General features: G+C 68.2%; 18 protein-coding genes and 1 tRNA gene. 17 read left to right on the top strand and 2 right to left on the bottom strand.

Features of this window, described 5'->3' with window-relative positions:
* Position 1: 1 nt before the first annotated feature.
* The 6 genes from plsX to HNP73_RS03650 all read left to right on the top strand — a co-directional run bounded on the left by plsX (position 2) and on the right by HNP73_RS03650 (position 4377).
* Positions 2–1102: a phosphate acyltransferase PlsX gene (gene plsX / locus HNP73_RS03675; protein WP_184147217.1), complete on the top strand. Its 1101-nt coding sequence runs from the start codon at positions 2–4 to the stop codon at positions 1100–1102.
* Positions 1099–2076, top strand: a complete 978-nt coding sequence (locus HNP73_RS03670; protein ID WP_184147215.1) for a beta-ketoacyl-ACP synthase III — start codon at positions 1099–1101, stop codon at positions 2074–2076. Before plsX ends, HNP73_RS03670 begins: the two co-directional genes overlap by 4 nt.
* Positions 2077–2171: 95 nt before the next feature.
* Complete coding sequence (gene ihfA, locus HNP73_RS03665) at positions 2172–2474, top strand: integration host factor subunit alpha (protein WP_184147213.1); 303 nt, start codon at positions 2172–2174, stop codon at positions 2472–2474.
* A gap of 21 nt (positions 2475–2495) precedes the next feature.
* The gene (locus tag HNP73_RS03660) at positions 2496–3131 is read left to right on the top strand and encodes a MerR family transcriptional regulator (RefSeq protein WP_184147211.1); all 636 of its coding nucleotides are present in this window, start codon (positions 2496–2498) and stop codon (positions 3129–3131) included.
* Positions 3132–3203: 72 nt separating this feature from the next.
* Positions 3204–3280, top strand: a tRNA-Pro gene (locus HNP73_RS03655).
* 2 nt (positions 3281–3282) lie between these two features.
* Positions 3283–4377, top strand: coding sequence for a 2'-deoxycytidine 5'-triphosphate deaminase (locus HNP73_RS03650; protein ID WP_343063219.1), 1095 nt, complete (start codon positions 3283–3285; stop codon positions 4375–4377).
* Between the two features lie 28 nt (positions 4378–4405).
* Here the strand turns inward: HNP73_RS03650 and mgtE are convergent, their stop codons facing one another.
* Positions 4406–5806: a magnesium transporter gene (gene mgtE / locus HNP73_RS03645; protein WP_184147207.1), complete on the bottom strand. Its 1401-nt coding sequence runs from the start codon at positions 5804–5806 to the stop codon at positions 4406–4408.
* Between the two features lie 131 nt (positions 5807–5937).
* On the opposite strand from mgtE, the gene alr reads away from it, so the two are divergent.
* The 10 genes from alr (at position 5938) to HNP73_RS03595 (ending at position 16387) form a co-directional block, all read left to right on the top strand.
* The gene (gene alr, locus HNP73_RS03640; RefSeq protein WP_184148019.1) at positions 5938–6990 is read left to right on the top strand and encodes an alanine racemase; all 1053 of its coding nucleotides are present in this window, start codon (positions 5938–5940) and stop codon (positions 6988–6990) included.
* Positions 6991–7004: 14 nt separating this feature from the next.
* Positions 7005–7793, top strand: a complete 789-nt coding sequence (locus tag HNP73_RS03635) for an MlaE family ABC transporter permease (RefSeq protein ID WP_184147205.1) — start codon at positions 7005–7007, stop codon at positions 7791–7793.
* Positions 7793–8593, top strand: a complete 801-nt coding sequence (locus HNP73_RS03630; RefSeq protein ID WP_184147203.1) for an ABC transporter ATP-binding protein — start codon at positions 7793–7795, stop codon at positions 8591–8593. Before HNP73_RS03635 ends, HNP73_RS03630 begins: the two co-directional genes overlap by 1 nt.
* 120 nt (positions 8594–8713) lie before the next feature.
* Entirely contained in the window at positions 8714–10069 is a 1356-nt protein-coding gene (gene gdhA / locus HNP73_RS03625; protein ID WP_184147201.1) for an NADP-specific glutamate dehydrogenase, read from the top strand.
* A 141-nt stretch (positions 10070–10210) separates the two neighbouring features.
* Entirely contained in the window at positions 10211–11578 is a 1368-nt protein-coding gene (radA, locus tag HNP73_RS03620; RefSeq protein ID WP_184147199.1) for a DNA repair protein RadA, read from the top strand.
* A gap of 16 nt (positions 11579–11594) precedes the next feature.
* Complete coding sequence (locus HNP73_RS03615; protein ID WP_184147197.1) at positions 11595–12146, top strand: CvpA family protein; 552 nt, start codon at positions 11595–11597, stop codon at positions 12144–12146.
* 89 nt (positions 12147–12235) lie between these two features.
* A complete protein-coding gene (purF, locus tag HNP73_RS03610) occupies positions 12236–13693 on the top strand; it encodes an amidophosphoribosyltransferase (RefSeq protein WP_184147195.1) in 1458 nt (485 codons plus the stop codon).
* Complete coding sequence (locus HNP73_RS03605; RefSeq protein WP_184147193.1) at positions 13690–14370, top strand: SDR family NAD(P)-dependent oxidoreductase; 681 nt, start codon at positions 13690–13692, stop codon at positions 14368–14370. Before purF ends, HNP73_RS03605 begins: the two co-directional genes overlap by 4 nt.
* A gap of 115 nt (positions 14371–14485) precedes the next feature.
* A complete protein-coding gene (locus HNP73_RS03600; protein ID WP_184147192.1) occupies positions 14486–15460 on the top strand; it encodes an HpcH/HpaI aldolase/citrate lyase family protein in 975 nt (324 codons plus the stop codon).
* A 3-nt stretch (positions 15461–15463) separates the two neighbouring features.
* Positions 15464–16387 (top strand): cation efflux transmembrane domain-containing protein, encoded by a 924-nt coding sequence (locus HNP73_RS03595; protein ID WP_184147190.1) that lies wholly within the window; start codon positions 15464–15466, stop codon positions 16385–16387.
* Positions 16388–16415: 28 nt separating this feature from the next.
* Here the strand turns inward: HNP73_RS03595 and HNP73_RS03590 are convergent, their stop codons facing one another.
* Complete coding sequence (locus HNP73_RS03590) at positions 16416–16826, bottom strand: GFA family protein (RefSeq protein ID WP_484477027.1); 411 nt, start codon at positions 16824–16826, stop codon at positions 16416–16418.
* A 132-nt stretch (positions 16827–16958) separates the two neighbouring features.
* Here HNP73_RS03590 and HNP73_RS03585 point away from each other — a divergent pair, with 132 nt between their 5' ends.
* On the top strand, positions 16959–17942 hold the full coding sequence (locus tag HNP73_RS03585) for a Gfo/Idh/MocA family protein (protein WP_184147188.1): 984 nt from the start codon (positions 16959–16961) through the stop codon (positions 17940–17942).
* Positions 17943–18022 lie beyond the last annotated feature (80 nt).

The following is an 18022-nucleotide window of genomic DNA, read 5'->3' as shown; positions in this document are numbered from 1 at the left end:
AATGAGCACCGAGGCAGCCAGGACCAGTCCGGCAGTGAGCGGTGACATCGTTCTGTCGATTGATGCCATGGGCGGCGACCGCGGGGTAGAGTGCGTGGTCCGCGGCATGGCCATGTCGCTGAAGAAGAACCCGCGCCTGCGCTACATCGTCCACGGCGACGAATCCGAGCTGCGCCAGACGATTCGACCCGCAAGCCAACTCGAGGCCCGCACGGAGGTTCGGCATGCGCCGGCCGTCGTTGCCATGGACGACAAGCCCTCGCGCGTGCTTCGCAACGCCGCCGGCACCAGCATGTGGAGCGCGATCCAGGCGGTGAAGGACGGCGAATCGCCCGCGGTCATCTCCTGCGGCAACACCGGGGCGCTCATGGCGCTGTCGATGCTTGCGCTTCGCAAGGTGCCGGGCGTCGATCGTCCGGCCATCGCGGTGAACTGGCCGTCGCTGAACCCGCAGGGCTACAACGTATTGCTTGACGGCGGCGCGGACATTCGCGCGGATGCCGACGATCTCGTGACCTACGCGATCATGGGCGCATCCTACGCCCGCAACTCGCTGTCGCTGAAGCGGCCGCGCGTCGGGCTTCTCAACGTCGGCACCGAGGAGCACAAGGGCCGCTCCGAGCTCCACGAGGCGGCCGAGCGCCTTGCCGCCGCGGCGCCGACCAGCGACTTCGACTATATCGGCTACGTCGAGGGCAGCGACATGCCGTCCGAGCGGGTCGACGTGATCGTCACCGACGGCTTCACCGGCAATGTCGCGCTGAAGACCGGCGAAGGCACGGCGAAGATGATCCAGGGCCTCCTGAAGGAGGCCTTTTCCTATTCCTCGCTGTCGCGCATCGGCGCGCTTTTCGCGCTCACCTCGCTGAAGCGTCTGCAGAAGCGCATCGACCCGCGCCGGGCCAACGGGGGGGTCTTCCTCGGGCTGAACGGCACGGTCGTCAAGTCCCACGGCTCAGCCGACGCAACCGGCGTTTCGGCGGCCATCAAGCTCGCGTTCACCCTCGCCGAGCACGGATTCACCGAGAGGCTCGCAGCCCGCGTGGCCGCGGATCCGGCGAGCCGTTCCCGCGAAGTCGCCACCGGAGGCGTCACCACATGACTCTCGTCCGTGCCGTGCCCGTCGGGTGCGGCCACTACCTGCCAGCCCGCGTTGTCGAGAACGAGGAGTTCGCCGCGACGCTCGACACCACGGACGAGTGGATCCGCACCAGAACCGGCATCGAGCGCCGCCATTTCGCCGCCGAGGGCGAGGCGACCTCGGATCTCGCAACCGCGGCCGCCCGCGTGGCACTCGCCGATGCGGGCCTGACCGGCGCCGATCTCGATGCGCTCATCGTTGCCACTGCCACGCCGGACCAGACCTTCCCGGCGACCGCCGCCAGGGTACAGGCGTCGATCGGCATGCGGGGCGGCTTCGCCTTCGACATTCAGGCCGTCTGCGCCGGCTTCGTCTTCGCGCTGGCGCAGGCAAACGCCCTGATCCTTGCCGGCTCCGCCCGGCGGGTGATGGTGATCGGCGCCGAGACCTTCTCGCGCATCCTCGACTTCACCGACCGCTCGACCTGCGTGCTCTTCGGCGACGGCGCGGGCGCGCTGATCCTTGAGGCGGCGGAAGGCACCGGCGGTCCCGAGGACCGCGGAATCCTCGCCACTGACCTGCATTCGGACGGCCGCTACAACGAACTGCTCTATGTCGATGGCGGGCCATCGACCACCGGGAGCGCCGGTGTGGTCCGCATGGCGGGACAGGAAATCTTCAAGCACGCCGTCGTCAAGCTGGCCGAGACCGGCTCCGCCGCCCTCGCCGCCGCCGGCCTGTCCAAGACTGACGTGAACTGGCTGGTGCCGCATCAGGCGAACCTGCGGATCATGACGATGACCGCGAACAAGCTCGGCGTGCCGCTCGACCGCGTGGTGGTGACCGTCCGGGATCATGGCAACACGTCGGCGGCCTCGATTCCGCTCGCGCTTTCCGTGGCTCACGCCGCGGGCCGGATCCTGCCCGGCGACGTGCTGCTGATGGAAGCGATCGGGGGTGGCCTTTCGTGGGGTGCCGCGGTTGTCCGCTGGTAAGTGGATCCACCATACCTCCTCTCTGCCCGTTCACATTGACTCCGTTGCCAAATAAACCCTAGGGTTGCGGAAATCGCGACATCTGGAGGGGGCGAATGAGCGAGAAGACTCTGACGCGGATGGAGTTGAGTGAGGCGGTGTTCCGCGCCGTCGGTCTGTCTCGGAACGAGTCCGCTGAACTCGTCGAGATGGTTCTGAACCAGATGTCTGACGCCCTCGCCCGCGGCGAGATGGTAAAGATATCCTCGTTCGGCACATTCAGCGTGCGTTCGAAGTCCGCGCGCGTCGGCCGGAATCCCAAGACCGGCGAGGAAGTGCCGATCGAGCCACGTCGGGTGCTGACATTTCGGCCGTCCCACATCATGAAGGAGCGGGTCGATATGGGGAACAAGCACTAGCCCCGGGAGACGCCGCCGCACATGCTCAAGTCGCCGGAAGCTTTCCGCACCATCAGCGAGGTCGCCGAGACTCTCGACGTGCCCCCGCACGTCCTGCGGTTCTGGGAAACCCGTTTTGCTCAGGTGAAGCCGGTGAAGCGCGGCGGCGGCCGTCGCTATTACCGCCCGGAAGACGTGCGGCTGTTGCGCGGCATCCGTGGCCTGCTCTACGACGACGGCATGACGATCAAGGGCGTGCAGAAGATCCTGCGCGAGCGCGGCGTCCGCCATGTGATCGGTCTCGGAACGGTCGGCGACATCGAGGATGTCGCGCCCGTCCGCGCCGATAGGCCTGTAGAGAGGCACGTGGTCGCCGAGGTGGAGGAGTTCGAGGTGGAAGAGTTCGAAACCGGCGTTCGGGGTGGCTCGCCCTCCGAAGCCGGGCACGAGGCGTCGACGGCCAGGGCAGGGGAGCCGCTTCGCGACTCTGGCGTCGTCGATACTGTCCCGGCCGCGAAACCGGGGGCGAAACCACAGGCCGACCTCTTCCCCGCGCAGGACGCTGCGGCGCCTTCCGACGCGGGTGCTGCGAGCCCGGCCGACGACAGGACGGCGCTGCGCGAATTGATCGGCCGGCTTGAAGCCCTTCGGGCGGTGATGACCGAGACCGGCCGGTAACACCGCGACGGCCGGTGAGGCGCACAGCTTTCCGCTTGCCCTCGCGTTCGGCCGCAGCTAAAGGGGCGCCGTCGGGCTATAGCGCAGTCTGGTAGCGCGTTCGACTGGGGGTCGAAAGGTCGTGAGTTCGAATCTCGCTAGCCCGACCACTATCCCCCAGCATGCCCCCGTCTCGGGGGTTGGAGTCGTTCCGGCGCAGGGCATCCAGCGGATGCTGGACGCCGGCGAAATCGCGTGCGCAGCGCCGCCGGTCGCCGGCCAGGTCCAGCCCGCAAGCCTCGATCTCCGCCTTGGTCGCCGTGCCTATCGCGTCCGCGCCTCGTTCCTGCCGGGCCCGGCCACGGTCGCCGAGCGGCTTGCCGACTTCGAGATGCACAGCTTCGATCTTGGCGACGGCGCGGTGCTGGAGAAGGGCTGCGTCTATCTCGTGCCGCTCATGGAGGCGCTGGCGCTCGCCGACGACGTCTCGGCCGTCGCCAACGCCAAGAGCTCGACCGGACGGCTCGATCTTTTCACCCGGCTGATCACCGACCGGGCGGCCGAGTTCGACCGGGTCGCACAGGGCTACGCCGGGCCGCTCTATGCCGAGATTTCGCCCCGCTCGTTCTCGGTGCTGGTCCGTCCGGGCATGCGGCTCAACCAGATCCGCTTCCGGCGGGGAGTGGCAGCGCTCGATGACACGGCGCTGCGCGCGCTGCACGCCCGCGAGCGGCTGGTGGGGGGCGAGGCGCATATCTCCGACGGCCTCGCGTTCTCGGTGGATCTCGACCTGCCGGACGGCCGGGTCGGCTGGCGGGCGAAACCCCACACCGGGCTGATCGACCTCGACCGCATCAATCACTATGCGGCCGCGGATTTCTGGGAGCCGGTCATCACCACCGATCGCCGGATCATCCTCGACCCGGGTGCGTTCTACATCCTCGTCAGCCGCGAGGCGGTCCACGTCCCGCCCGACTATGCCGCCGAGATGGCACCCTATGTGGCGATGGTGGGCGAGTTCCGCGTCCACTACGCCGGGTTCTTCGATCCGGGCTTCGGCCATGCCGGGGCAGGGGGCGCGGGTTCGCGCGGCGTGCTGGAAGTCCGCTGCCACGAGGCACCCTTCGCCCTCGACCACGGTCAGGTGGTCGGACGCCTCGTCTACGAGCGCATGGCCGAGCGGCCGGAAATCCTCTACGGCGGCGCGCTCGGCTCGAACTATCAGGGCCAGGGCCTGAAGCTCTCGAAGCACTTCCGCACCGGGTGAGCGGTGCCGTCCCGGCCGGGCCGCGCCCTCACATGAGGACGAGCGTGGCGAGGCCGAGGAACGCGAAGAAGCCGAAGACGTCGGTCATTGTCGTGACGAAGGTGCCGGAGGCCAGCGCCGGATCGACGCCGAGCTTTTCGAGGCCGATCGGCACCAGCACCCCGGCGAAGCCCGCCACCACCATGTTGCCGATGATCGCGAGGCCGATCACGAGGCCGATCACGTGGTCGGAGAAATAGAGCGCGCTGAGCGTCCCCATTACCACCGCGAAGCCAATACCGTTCAGGAGCCCGACAATTCCCTCGCGGCCGATGACGCGCGTCATGTTGGAGGCGGTGAGCTTGCGCGTCGCGAGGGCGCGCGCCGCGACCGTCAGCGTCTGTGTCCCGGCGTTGCCGCCCATGGATGCGACGATCGGCATCAGCGAGGCGAGGGCCACATGCATCTGGATCGTCTCGCTGAAGAAGCCGATCACCGAGGCCGCGACGATCGCCGTCATCAGGTTGACGACGAGCCAGACAAAGCGGGCGCGCGCGATGGTGAAGACGCCGTCCGAGAGTTCCTCGTCGCCGACGCCCGCGAGAAGCCGCAGATCCTCCTCGGTCTCCTCCTCCAGCGCCTCCATGGCATCGTCGATGGTGATGACCCCGGCGAGCCGGCCGTCGGCATCCACCACCGGCGCGGAGATCAGGTGGTACTTGTTGAAGGCGTAGGCCACGTCCTCCTGGCTCTGGTCGACCCGGAAGGTGCGGAAGTCCTCGTTCATCAGCTCGCGAAGCCGGGTCTTGCGGGCCGAGCCCATGAGCCGCCCGAGCGACACGGTGCCGATCGGATGCATCTGCGGTGACACGATGATGAGGTCGTAGAAGCTTTCCGGCAGCCACTCCTCGTTGCGGAGAAAGTCGATCGCGTTGCCGACGGTCCAGTGTTCCGGCGCCACCACCACCTCGGTCTGCATGAGCCGGCCGGCGGAGTAGTCCTCGTATTTGAGCGACCGCTCGACCGCCGCCCGGTCCACGTCGTCGAGGGCGCGCAGGATGCGTTCCTGCTGCGGCTCGTCCATGTCTTCGGCGAGATAGACGACGTCGTCGGTCTCGAGTTCCTGCAAGGCCTGGATGAGCACGTGGTCGGGGAGTTCGGCGACGATCTCGTCGCGGACCCTCTCTTCCAGCTCGGAGAGCACCGCGCCGTCGAGTTGCACGCCCCAGAGGGTGATGAGCGCCTTCCGCTCGGAGCGGCTCACCTGCTCCAGCAGGTCGGCGATGTCGGCCGGGTGCAGCTCGTCGAGGATTTCGACCAGCGCGTCGTGGTCGTCGGCCTCCACCGCGGCCAGCACGCGCTCCACGGTCTCGCGATTGAGACCATCGTCGTGGCTGCCTGCGTCACGGGCGACCGTGGCGCCGGCGGTCTCTTCGACTGTCTCGCTCATGGCTGCCCCCCGGGCGTTTGATTGCGCTGCACCATATGCCGCGGAGCCTGTGGTGGAAACCCGCGGAGGGGGCTTGACCGCGCGCCCGTGATGCGGCCCCGTGGAGTTCTTTCTGTCCGGGGAGTCTCGCCATCGCCCGCGCCCGTCTGACCATCGATCTTGATGCCATCACCCGCAACTGGCGCGCCCTCGACGCGCTCTCGGCGCCGGAGGTGGAGACCGCCGCGGTCCTGAAAGCCGATGCCTATGGGCTCGGCGCTGGCGCGGTCGGTCCCGCGCTTGCCGCGGCCGGGGTGCGCAGCTTCTTCGTTGCGCTCGCCGAGGAGGGAGTGGCGCTCCGCGAGGCGGTCGGCCCCGTTCCCGCGATCTACGTCTTCGCCGGCCTCATGCCGGGCGACGCGCCACTCTTCGAGGCGGCCGATCTCATTCCCTGCCTCAACAGCCCCGGACAGGCGGCGGATTTCCTGCGCGAGTTGCCGGGCCGCCCCTGCGCGTTGCAGGTCGATACCGGTATGAACCGCCTCGGTCTCGAGCCGGCCGAGTTCGACGCCATCGCCGGTGATCTCGCCCGTCTCGCGCCGGTTCTCGCCATCAGCCACCTTGCCTGCTCCGACGAGCCGGACCACCCGATGAACGCCAGTCAGGCGGCGGCGATGACCGACTTCGCCGCCCGGCTGCCCGGTGTGCGCCTCAGTCTCGCGGCCACCGGCGGGACCCTGCTCGGCGCGCCCTTCCACTTCGGGCTGGTGCGTCCGGGCGTCGGGCTCTACGGCGGAATGCCGTTCGCGGCCGCCTCGCCGGTCGTCAGCCTGTCCCTGCCGGTCGTGCAGGTGCGCGACGTGGCGCCCGGCGAGGCTGTCGGCTACAGCGCCACCTGGACTGCCGCGGGGCCCGCGCGCATCGCCACGGTCTCCGCCGGCTACGCCGACGGTCTGCTTCGTGCCCTTGGCAACGGCGGTTTCGACCTCCTTGCCGGCGACGTGCGCTGCCCGGTGATCGGGCGGGTGTCGATGGATCTCATCACCGTGGACGTGACGGGCCTCGGGTCGGTCCCGGCGATGCTCGACCTGCTCGGTCCGCAGCAGGGTGTCGACGATCTGGCCCGCTCGGCTGGTACCATCGGCTATGAGATCCTGACCAGTCTTGGCCCCCGGTACGAACGAGTCTACAAGGGCGGCTCGTAACAACCGGATTCCGCATGATCCTTCTCAGGCTCGTTGTGGCCTTCCTCGCCTCGATCGGACGCTCGACGCTGGGGCTTCTGATGGCGACGGGGCGCCTCGCCATCTTCGCCGGGAACGCGCTCTCCCAGATCGCGCGCCCACCGTACTACCCCGTTGAGCTCGGCCGGCAACTGCTGTCGGTCGGATATTTCTCGCTGCCGGTCGTCGGCATGACGGCGCTCTTCACCGGTGCCGCGCTCGCGCTGCAGATCTGGGCAGGCGGCGCCCGGTTCAATGCCGGCACCGTGGTGCCCTCGATCGTTGCCATCGGCATCGTCCGTGAACTCGGCCCGGTGCTGGGCGGGCTCATGGTGGCGGGACGGGTCTCGTCGTCGATCGCCGCCGAGATCGGCACCATGCGGGTGACGGAGCAGATCGACGCGCTGACCACGCTCTCGACCGATCCGATGAAGTATCTGGTGCTGCCCCGGGTTCTCGCCGGCATTCTCGCGGTGCCGGTGCTCGTCGCGATCGGCGACGTGATCGGGATCTTCGGCGGCTATCTCATCGGCACCACCCGGCTCGGGTTCAATTCGGGCGCCTACATCAAGAACACCCTCGATTTCCTGACCGCCACCGACATCGCGTCGAGCCTCGTGAAGGCCTGCGCCTTCGGCTTCATCCTGACGCTGATGGGCTGCTATCACGGGTATCACTCTGGCCGCGGTGCGCAGGGCGTGGGTGCCGCGACCACCAATGCCGTCGTTTCCGCGTCGATCCTGATCCTCGCGGCGAACTACGTCCTGACCGAGGCATTCTTCTGATGGCGGATTCCGGAGACATCGCCCTCCCGGACACCTCCACGCCCGGGGTGCCGAGGATCGAGCTGCGCGACGTGAAGAAGCGCTTCGGCCACAAGCGCGTGCTGAATGGCGTCAGCTTCAAGGTGATGCCGGGTGAGAGCCTCGTCATCATCGGTGGCTCGGGCACCGGCAAGTCTGTGACGCTGAAGTGCATCCTCGGCATCATCCGGTGTGATTCGGGCCAGATCCTGCTCGACGGCCAGCCGGACGACTCAAGCGACCGGCGGACGTTCCTCAAGCAGTTCGGAATGCTGTTCCAGGGTGGTGCGCTCTTCGACAGTCTCTCGGTGTGGCAAAATGTCGCTTTTCGCCTGCGCCATGCCCGCCGGCCGATGCCGCGCAAGGAGGCACGCGAGCGCGCGATCGAAAAGCTCCGCCGTGTCGGCCTCGGGCCGGAGACGGCGGACCTCTACCCGGCGGAGCTCTCGGGCGGCATGCAGAAGCGCGTGGGCCTCGCCCGTGCCATCGCCACCGACCCGCGGATCATCTTCTTCGACGAGCCGACAGCGGGCCTCGACCCAATCATGGCAGGCGTTATCAACGATCTGATCCGTGAGCTCGTGACCGAAATGGGCGCCACCGCGGTGACGATCACCCACGACATGACGACGGTGCGCACCGTCGCCGATCACGTGGCCATGCTCCATGACGGCAAGGTGCAATGGTTCGGTCGGATCGAGGATATGGACAGCGCCACAGACCCCTACCTCGACCAGTTCATCCACGGACGGGCGACCGGGCCGATCGCCGCAATTCGCTGAAGGTCGGTACCGTCAGGCCGGGATTCGTGCGGGATTAGCCTTTCCACAACCGGCCGCACCCGCTATCAGCGCAAAATCTGCACAAGAAGCGCACAGAATTTGATGCGCCGCGGGGGCAAAATGACGAATACCGACGAAAAGCTCGAATCCATCTTCGACGAGGTCGTTCGCCGGAATGCCGGCGAACCCGAATTCCACCAGGCCGTCCGTGAGGTCTTCGACAGCCTCGGGCGCGTCGTCGCGAAGCGGCCCGACTACCTCGAGGACGCTCTGATCGAGCGGATTTGCGAGCCGGAGCGGCAGATCATCTTCCGCGTCCCGTGGACGGACGATCAGGGGCGCGTTCAGATCAATCGCGGCTTCCGCGTGCAGTTCTCCTCGGCGATGGGGCCGTACAAGGGCGGCCTCAGGTTTCACCCTTCGGTCAACGTCGGGATCATCAAGTTCCTCGGCTTCGAGCAGACCTTCAAGAACGCGCTGACCGGCCTGCCGATCGGTGGCGGCAAGGGCGGCTCCGACTTCGACCCCAAGGGGCGGTCGGACGGCGAGGTCATGCGCTTCTGCCAGAGCTTCATGACCGAGCTTCACCGCCATCTCGGCGAGTACACCGACGTTCCGGCAGGCGACATCGGTGTCGGCGCCCGCGAGATCGGTTACATGTTCGGCCAGTACAAGCGGCTCACCAACCGCTTCGAGGCGGGCGTGCTGACCGGCAAGGGCCTGTTCTACGGCGGCTCGCTCGCCCGCAAGGAAGCGACCGGCTACGGCAACACCTACTTCACCCAGGCAATGCTCGAGACCGCCAAGACGAGCTTCGACGGCAAGCGCGTCGTGGTCTCGGGCTCGGGGAACGTGGCGATCTACACGATCGAGAAGGTGCGCGCCTGTGGCGGCAAGATCGTCGCCTGCTCCGACAGCAGCGGCTATGTCGTGGATGAGGCCGGCATCGACCTCGAGCTTCTGCAGGAGATCAAGGAGACGCGGCGCGGCCGGATCTCCGAGTACGCCGAGCTCCGGGGCTCCGGGGTTCATTTCGTGTCGTCCGAAAAGGGCTCGATCTGGGATGTCCCGTGCGACGTCGCCATGCCGTCGGCGACCCAGAACGAACTCATGGAAGAGCACGCGACGACGCTCGTCCGCAATGGCGTGATGGCCGTCAGCGAGGGCGCCAACATGCCATGCACCCCCGAGGCGACCCGGGTGTTCCGGGAGGCCGGAGTCCGCTTTGGGCCGGGCAAGGCGGCGAACGCCGGCGGCGTCGCCACCTCGGCGCTGGAGATGCAGCAGAATGCCTCGCGCGACCGCTGGACCTTCCAGCAGACCGAGGCGCGGCTCGCCACCATCATGCGCGAGATCCATGACGCCTGCTACACGGTGGCCGACGAGTACGGCGCGCCAGGTGACTATGTGCTCGGCGCGAACATCGCGGGTTTCATCCGCGTCGCCGAGCCGATGCGCGCGTTCGGCGTGGTCTGACGCAGCAATCCCCGGTGGCGGCGCAATTCTGCCCCGCCGCCGGGAGCGTCATCCCGAATCGTCGCGGCGACCGCGCTTGAACCGGCGACGCTTCGCGGTGATCATCCCGCCGCCCTGCCGAGCCCGGAGACCAGCCGACCGATGAGCCGACGCCCCACCTTCGTCTGCGCCGCCTGCGGGGCGGCGCACGCCAAGTGGTCCGGCCGCTGCGATGCCTGCGGCGCGTGGAATACCATTTCCGAGGAAGCCGGGCTGGCCGAGGGGCCGGGCGCGAAGTCGCTCGGGCCGGCGCGCGGCCGGCGCATCACCCTCGGCGACCTCGCGGCGTCGGAGCCGCCGCTGCCGCGCGCGTTCTCGGGGATCGGTGAACTCGACCGGGTGCTTGGCGGTGGGCTGGTGCCCGCGTCCGCCACCCTCGTCGGCGGTGATCCGGGCATCGGCAAGTCGACCCTGCTCCTGCAGGCCGCGGCTGCCTTCGGCCGCGACGCACCGGCGATCTACGTCTCGGGTGAGGAGGCGACCGGTCAGATCCGCATGCGCGCCGCGCGCCTCGGGCTCACCGATGCGCCTGTCAGGGTCGCCGCCGAGACCAACCTTCGCGACATCCTGACGACGCTCGAAGCCGAGCGTCCGGGGCTCGCGGTGATCGATTCGATCCAGACGATGTGGTCCGATCATGTGGACAGCGCGCCTGGCTCCGTGGCGCAGGTGCGCGCCGTCGTTCACGAGCTCGTCACCTTCGCCAAGCGCCGCGGCATCGCCGTCGTCCTCGTCGGCCACGTCACCAAGGAAGGCCAGATCGCCGGCCCGCGCGTCGTCGAGCACATGGTCGACACCGTGCTCTACTTCGAGGGCGAGCGCGGGCACCATTTCCGCATCCTCCGCGCGGTGAAGAATCGCTTCGGGCCGGCGGACGAGATCGGCGTCTTCGAGATGACCGGGGCCGGGCTCGCCGAGGTCGCAAATCCGTCCGCGCTCTTCCTGTCGGAGCGCGAGGCGGCGGCGCCCGGGTCGGCGGTCTTCGCCGGGATCGAAGGGACCCGTCCGGTTCTCGTCGAGATTCAGGCGCTCGTCGCCCCGTCACCCCTCGGAACCGCCCGTCGTGCGGTGGTGGGGTGGGATTCGGGCCGCCTCTCCATGGTTCTCGCCGTCCTCGAATCACGCTGCGGCATCGGCTTCGGCCCCTCGGATGTCTACCTGAACGTCGCAGGCGGTCTGCGCATCTCCGAGCCCGCGGCGGATCTCGCGGTTGCCGCGGCCCTCGTCTCGGCCCGGCAGGACATCGCGCTGCCTCGCGACGCGGTCATCTTCGGCGAAGTCAGCCTCTCGGGCGCGCTCCGGCCGGCGGCGCAGGCGGAAGCGCGGCTGCGCGAGGCGGCGAAGCTCGGATTCGCCTCGGCGCTGGTGCCCGAGCGCACCGCTTTGCCGACGGCTCCGGGCATCGACATCGACCCGGTTGCAGATCTTAATGCTTTCATGGACAAGTGCTTCGGCCCAATCGACCGATAGCTGAGCTTGAGGATCCATGCAGAGCTTCACCCTTGTCGACGGCATCGTCCTCGCCGTGATCGTCATTTCCGCCATCCTCGCCTATGCGCGCGGGCTGGTACGCGAATCGTTGTCGATCATCGGCTGGATCGTCGCGGCCTTCGCCGGTTTCGCCTTCGCGCCGGCCGTCGAGCCGCTCATCCGCGAGATCCCGTTCCTGCGCGACGTGCTCGGCACCAGCTGCGAGCTTGGCATCCTCGCGGGATTCGCCGTGGTCTTCGTGATCGCGCTTGTCATCATCTCGCTGATCACCCCGTTCATCGCCGGCGCGGTGCAGGGATCCGCGCTCGGCCCCGTCGATCAGGGCCTTGGCTTTCTCTTCGGGGTCGTGCGCGGTGTGCTGCTCGTGGTGATCGCGCTCGTGGTCTACAATCGGGTTTTTGGCGCTTCCGGCGTGCCGCAGATCGACAACAGCCACTCGATTTCGGTGTTTGCCGGCCTTGAGGCGCGCATCGCCGCCATGCTGCCGGCCGACGCGCCGCAGTGGATTGCCAGCCGGTATGCGTCGCTCATGTCCAGTTGCCGCTGAGACATCGCGTGACGGTGACGGCCTCGTGACAATGCTGCGAGTGCGTCCTATATAGCGGCCGAACCCGTTCTCCCCGGAACCGCTGCGCCATGTCCCTGCCTGTCCATCAGTCCGACGACGACAAGCTGCGCGAGGAGTGCGGCGTTTTCGGCATCATCGGCGTCCAGGAGGCGGCGAACTTCGTCGCGCTCGGCCTGCACGCCCTCCAGCATCGCGGTCAGGAGGCGGCGGGCATCGTCGCCTATGATCCGAAGCAAGGCTTCGCGTCCGAACGCCGCTTCGGCTATGTCCGCGACAATTTCACCTCCGCCTCGCTGATGGAGACGTTGCCGGGCGAGCTTGCCATCGGCCACGTGCGCTACTCCACCGCCGGTTCCAAGGGCGGGACGCAGATTCGCGACGTCCAGCCGCTCTTCGCCGAGTTCGCCATGGGCGGCGCGGCGATCGCCCACAACGGCAACCTGACGAACGCCAATGCGCTTCGCGAGGAGCTGATCGGCCGCGGTTCGATCTTCCAGTCAAGTTCGGATACCGAGTGCATCATCCACCTGATGGCCCGCTCGATGCAACGGTCGATCCCCGAGCGGATGAAGGATGCCCTGCGTCTCGTCGAGGGCGCGTTCTCGATCGTCGCCATGACGCGTTCGAAACTCATCGGCGTGCGCGATCCGCTCGGCGTGCGGCCGCTGATGCTGGGCCGGCTGAGCGACGGCTGGGTGCTGGCGTCCGAGACCTGCGCCCTCGACATCATCGGCGCCGAGTTCGTCCGCGAGATCGAGCCGGGCGAGATGGTGATCTGCACGCCGCAGGGCGTCGAGAGCGCCTTCCCGTTCCCGCGCCGCCAGCCGCGCTTCTGCGTCTTTGAAAAGATCTACTTCTCGCGGCCCGACAGCGTGATCGGCGGCCAGTCGGTCTACGAGACCCGGCGGCGGATCGGCGTCGAGCTCGCGCGCGAGGCGCCGGTCGAGGCCGATCTGGTCTGTCCGGTGCCCGATTCCGGAACGCCGGCGGCCATCGGCTACAGCCAGGAAAGCGGCATCCCCTATGCCATGGGGATCATTCGCAATCAGTACGTCGGCCGCACCTTCATCGAGCCCAGCGAGCAGATCCGCAACATGGGCGTGCGGCTGAAGCTCAACGTCAACCGCGCGCTGATCGCCGGCAAGCGGGTGATCCTTGTCGACGACTCGGTCGTCCGCGGCACCACCAGCCGCAAGATCCGCGAGATGCTGGAGGACGCGGGCGCGGCGGAGGTACACTTCCGCATCGCCTCGCCGCCCACCATGTGGCCGTGCTTCTACGGCGTCGACACGCCCGACCGCTCGAAGCTCCTCGCCGCCAACATGAGCGATGAAGAGATGCGCGACTATGTCGGCGTCGACAGCCTGAAATTCGTCTCGCTCGACGGCCTCTATCGCGCCTGCGAGCAGGAGGGGGGCCGCAATCCGGCCCAGCCACAGTTCTGCGACGCCTGCTTCTCGGGCGACTATCCGGTCCGCCCGTCGGATGGGATCCAACGCGGCTTCAAACTCAAGGTTCCGGCTTGACCGACGCTTCCACGCCCGCTGCCGAGCCGCGGCTCGTGCTCGTGACCGGGGCCAGCCGTGGCCTCGGCTATGCCGTCGCCCGGGCGCTTGGCGCGCGCGGCGATCATGTGATCGCCCTCGCCCGGACCGTGGGCGGGCTCGAAGCGCTTGCCGATGCCATCGAGGCCGATGGCGGGCCGTCTCCGACGCTCGTGCCGGTTTCGCTCACGGATACCGCCGGCCTGCAGCGGCTCGGGCTGGCGCTGCACGAGCGCTGGGGCCACCTCGCGCTCGTGGTGCACTGCGCCGCTCACGCCGCGCCGCTGACGCCGGTCCCGCACCTCTCGGACAAGGACTTCGACACCAGCGTCGAGGTGAACTTCAAGGGTACCGAGCGGCTCATCGTGATGATGGCGCCGCTCCTTCTGGCCCGGCCGGGCGGGCGCTTCGTCTATGCCGCCGACACGCGCGCAGGTCAGCCCTATTACAGCGCCTATGGTGCGACCAAGGCGGCCGCCGAGGCGCTGGTGCGCTCCTGGGCGGCGGAGACGGTGCAGCTCGGGCCGAAGGTCGAGCTTTTCCACCCGAACCCGATGCCGACCGCCCTTCGGGGCCGCTTCTTTCCGGGCGAGGACAACTCGACCCTGCCGCCCTGCTCGGTCGAGGCCGCCCGCATGATCGAGACGCTGGACCTCTGATCCCGCGCGCCTCGGGCTTACCGGCCCCTTGTTGCGGCGCAATATTCTTGCGTTGACGCTCCATCTGGGGGCAACTATCAAGCTCCGGACCTGTCCTTAGCACCCCGGAGTGCCGATGAGCTTCACCGTCCCGCCGACCGCGCCCGCCCGCCCGAACCGTTGCCAGCTTTTCGGCCCGGGCTCCCGGCCTGAGCTTTTCGCAAAGATGGCATCGTCCGAGGCGGACGTGATCAACCTCGACCTGGAGGATTCGGTCGCGCCGGCCGACAAGGCGGCGGCGCGGGCGAACATCATCAAGGCGATCAACGACATCGACTGGGGCAAGAAGACCCTCTCGGTGCGGATCAACGGCCTCGACACCGAGTTCTGGTATCGCGACGTCGTCGACGTCCTCGAGCAGGCCGGTGAGCGCATCGACCTCTTCATGATCCCGAAGGCCGGCAACGCGAAGGACATCTACACTGTCGACGCGCTCGCCTCGGCGATCGAGATGGCGAAGGGCCGGAAGAAGAAGGTGGGCTTCGAGGTCATCATCGAGACCGCGCTCGGCTTCCGCAACGTCGCCGAGATCGCCTCGTCGAGCCCGCGCATGCAGGCGATGAGCCTCGGCGCCGCGGATTTCGCCGCATCGATGGGGATGCAGACCACCGGCATCGGTGGCACTCAGGAAAACTACTACATGCTGCCGCCGAAGGAGCTGGAGGGGCCGCGTGACCGGGTCTACGGCGACCCGTGGCACGGTGTCACCGCAGCCATCGTCGCCGCGTGCCGCTCGGCGGGCATCCTGCCGGTGGACGGGCCCTACGGCGACTTCTCCGACGACGACGGCTTCCTCGCTCAGGCGCGGCGCTCCGCCACCCTGGGCATGGTCGGCAAGTGGGCGATCCATCCCAAGCAGATCGCGCTCGCGAACTCCGTCTTCACGCCCTCGGAGGAACAGGTCTCCGAGGCCCGCGCCATCCTCGCCGCCATGAAGGAGGCCGATGAAAAGGGGCAGGGGGCCGCGGTCTACAAGGGCCGCCTCATTGACCTCGCCTCGGTTCGGCAGGCGCAGGTGATCGTGAGGCAGGCCGAAATGATCGCGGGCTGAAGCATGACCGAGCGCGGCGCCCTCGGCCTCTCGGCGGGCGCCGCGCTCGCACTCGGCTTCGTCGGCACGACGGCGGCGCTCCTGACCGGATCGGGCGCGATCCTGCTCGACGGTCTTTTCAACCTCTGCTTCTTCGCGACGGCGCTGCTGGCGCTGCGGGTCTCGACGCTCGTCGCCCGGCCGGACGATGCGCGTTATCCGTTCGGCTACATGTTCTTCGAGCCGCTGATCAACACCGGCAAGGGGCTGCTGATCCTCGGGGTCTCGCTCTTTGCCCTCGTCGATGCGGTGGCCGCGGTCGCCGCCGGCGGGCGCGCCGTCGCGTTCGGGCCGGCGATCCTCTACGCCGTCGCGGCCACGGTCGCCTGCACCGTGGTCGCGCTCATCTTGCGCCGGGAGAACCGCGCCCGCCCGAGCCCGCTCGTCGCCGCTGACGTCGAGAACTGGACGGTGAACGCCATCGTCTCGGGCGGCGTGCTCTCCGGCTTCGTGCTCGCCACGCTGCTCGAGCGCGGCGGCCACGCGGGCGCCGCCGCGCTCGTCGATCCGGCCATGGTCGCCCTCGTCGTGCTGCTCTCCATCGCGATTCCGGTGCGCATGGCGCTTGGCGGTCTTTTCGCGCTGCTGAACCGGGCGCCGGACGCGGCCATCGTCGCCGACATGGAGGCGCGTGTGAAAGCCGCCCTCGCCGGGCTGCCAATCGGTCGCCTCTTCGTGCGTGCGACCCGTCCGGGGCGCACCGCCTACATCGTCGTTCACGCGGTGCTGCCGGAGGGCGCCAGTCTCGACCTCGCCGAAGCCGACCGGCGGCGCGGCGCGATCATCGCAAGCCTCGCGGCCCGACACGGCCCGATGGTCGCCGATGTGATCTTTACCGGCGTCGAGGCCTACGCCGCACCGGCCGCCGGCGATCGGGGGATGTCCTAGGGGTGTCGCGATGGCACCGGATAACGCGCTAGCCGTCGGTCGCAGAGCGGTAGGCCGCGAGGATCGCCCCGAGATCTTCCATCGGCGGGAAACCGGGATAGGCGTGGCGCGCTCCGGTCAGCGCCCAGGGCAGGGCCTCCGAGGTGCAGGTTTCGATGAACGGTACGGCCCAATCCGCATGGTCGAGCATCGGGGCGCGCACATTCACGAAGAAGTCGACGCCCGGGATCCGGGTGAAGAGCCAGCTCATGCACCAGCCGCAGAAGAAGTGCTGCGGCTCGGCGTGCATCCCGCCGATCACCGGTTCGCCCTCGGTGACCTCGAAGCCCTCCGAGGGGATGGCGACGCTCAGCGAATACGGCCCTCCGGTCATCTTCTGGCAGCCGCGACAGTGGCAGGCGGACGTGAAGAGCGGCGGCGCCGTTATGCGAAATCGCACCCTTGCCACAGCGGCATCCGCCCTCCGCAGGCAGTCTCAGCGTATCCATTTCGGGCACCAGAGGTTCCTCCCGTTGCTTCGTCCCGGAGCAATGCCTAGGTAGCAGTCATAAGAACACGAGGGGAGGTCGACATGACGAAGGATCGCGTGCGCTGGGGGATCCTCGGCGCAGGCAAGATCGCCCGCGAGTGGGTGGTGCCCGGCATCCATCTGAGCGACCGGGGCGAGCTCGCCGCGGTCGCGAGTCGCACTCCCGGAAAGGCCGCTGCCCTCGCCGCACCCTACGGACCGGGCGTCCGCCTTCATGACGACTACGATGCGCTTCTCGCCGATCCGGACGTGGATGCGATCTACATTCCCCTGCCGAACGACGCGCACGTCCCCTGGACGCGCAAATGCCTCGAGGCTGGCAAGCCCGTGCTCTGCGAGAAGCCGATCGCGCTTCGAGCCGAGGAGATCGACGGCCTGATCGAGCTTCGCGACCGCACCGGTCTGCTCGCGGTCGAAGCCTTCATGGTGACGCATCACCCGCAGTGGATCCGCGCGAAGGAGCTGGTGGCTGAGGGCGCCATCGGCCGGGTGAGTGCGGTGCAGGGCGCCTTCAGCTTCTACAACCCCGATCCGGCGAACATCCGCAACATGCCCGAGCTCGGCGGCGGCGCGCTGCGCGACATCGGCGTCTATCCGGCGATCTCGACGCGCTTCGTCACCGGCGCCGAGCCGACGGCGGTGCCCTATGCCAGCATCGACTGGGACGGCGGCATCGATGCCGCGGCCCGGGCAGTCGTCGACTTCCCCGACTTCACCCTCGACTTCTACGTCTCCATGCGGCTCGCGCCGCGGCAGATCATGACGTTCCACGGCGACAAGGGTTGGCTCTCGGTGCACGCGCCGTTCAACGCCGGGGCGTATGGTGACCCGGTGATCGAGCTTCGCAACAGTGACGCGCGCACCGTCTTCGAGCGTTTCCCGCGCTCGGACCAGTACCGGGCGCAGATCGACGCCTTCAACGCCAGCCTGCTCGACGGCGCGCCCTATCCCTGCACGCTGGAAATGTCGCGAGGCAATCAGCGGTTGATCGACATGATCTATGCCGCGGCCGGTCCGGCGGGCTGAATGGAATGTTTCTACCAGAAGTTGTGTCTTGCAGCGCCTGGTCCTCTTGCCTTAGCAAGGCTTGCCCGTCATGTCTCGGG

This window comes from Amaricoccus macauensis, assembly GCF_014201905.1.
GTDB lineage: Bacteria > Pseudomonadota > Alphaproteobacteria > Rhodobacterales > Rhodobacteraceae > Amaricoccus > Amaricoccus macauensis.
Note: the sequence above shows the minus strand (reverse complement) of the source record. Positions and strands in the feature narration are given on the sequence as shown.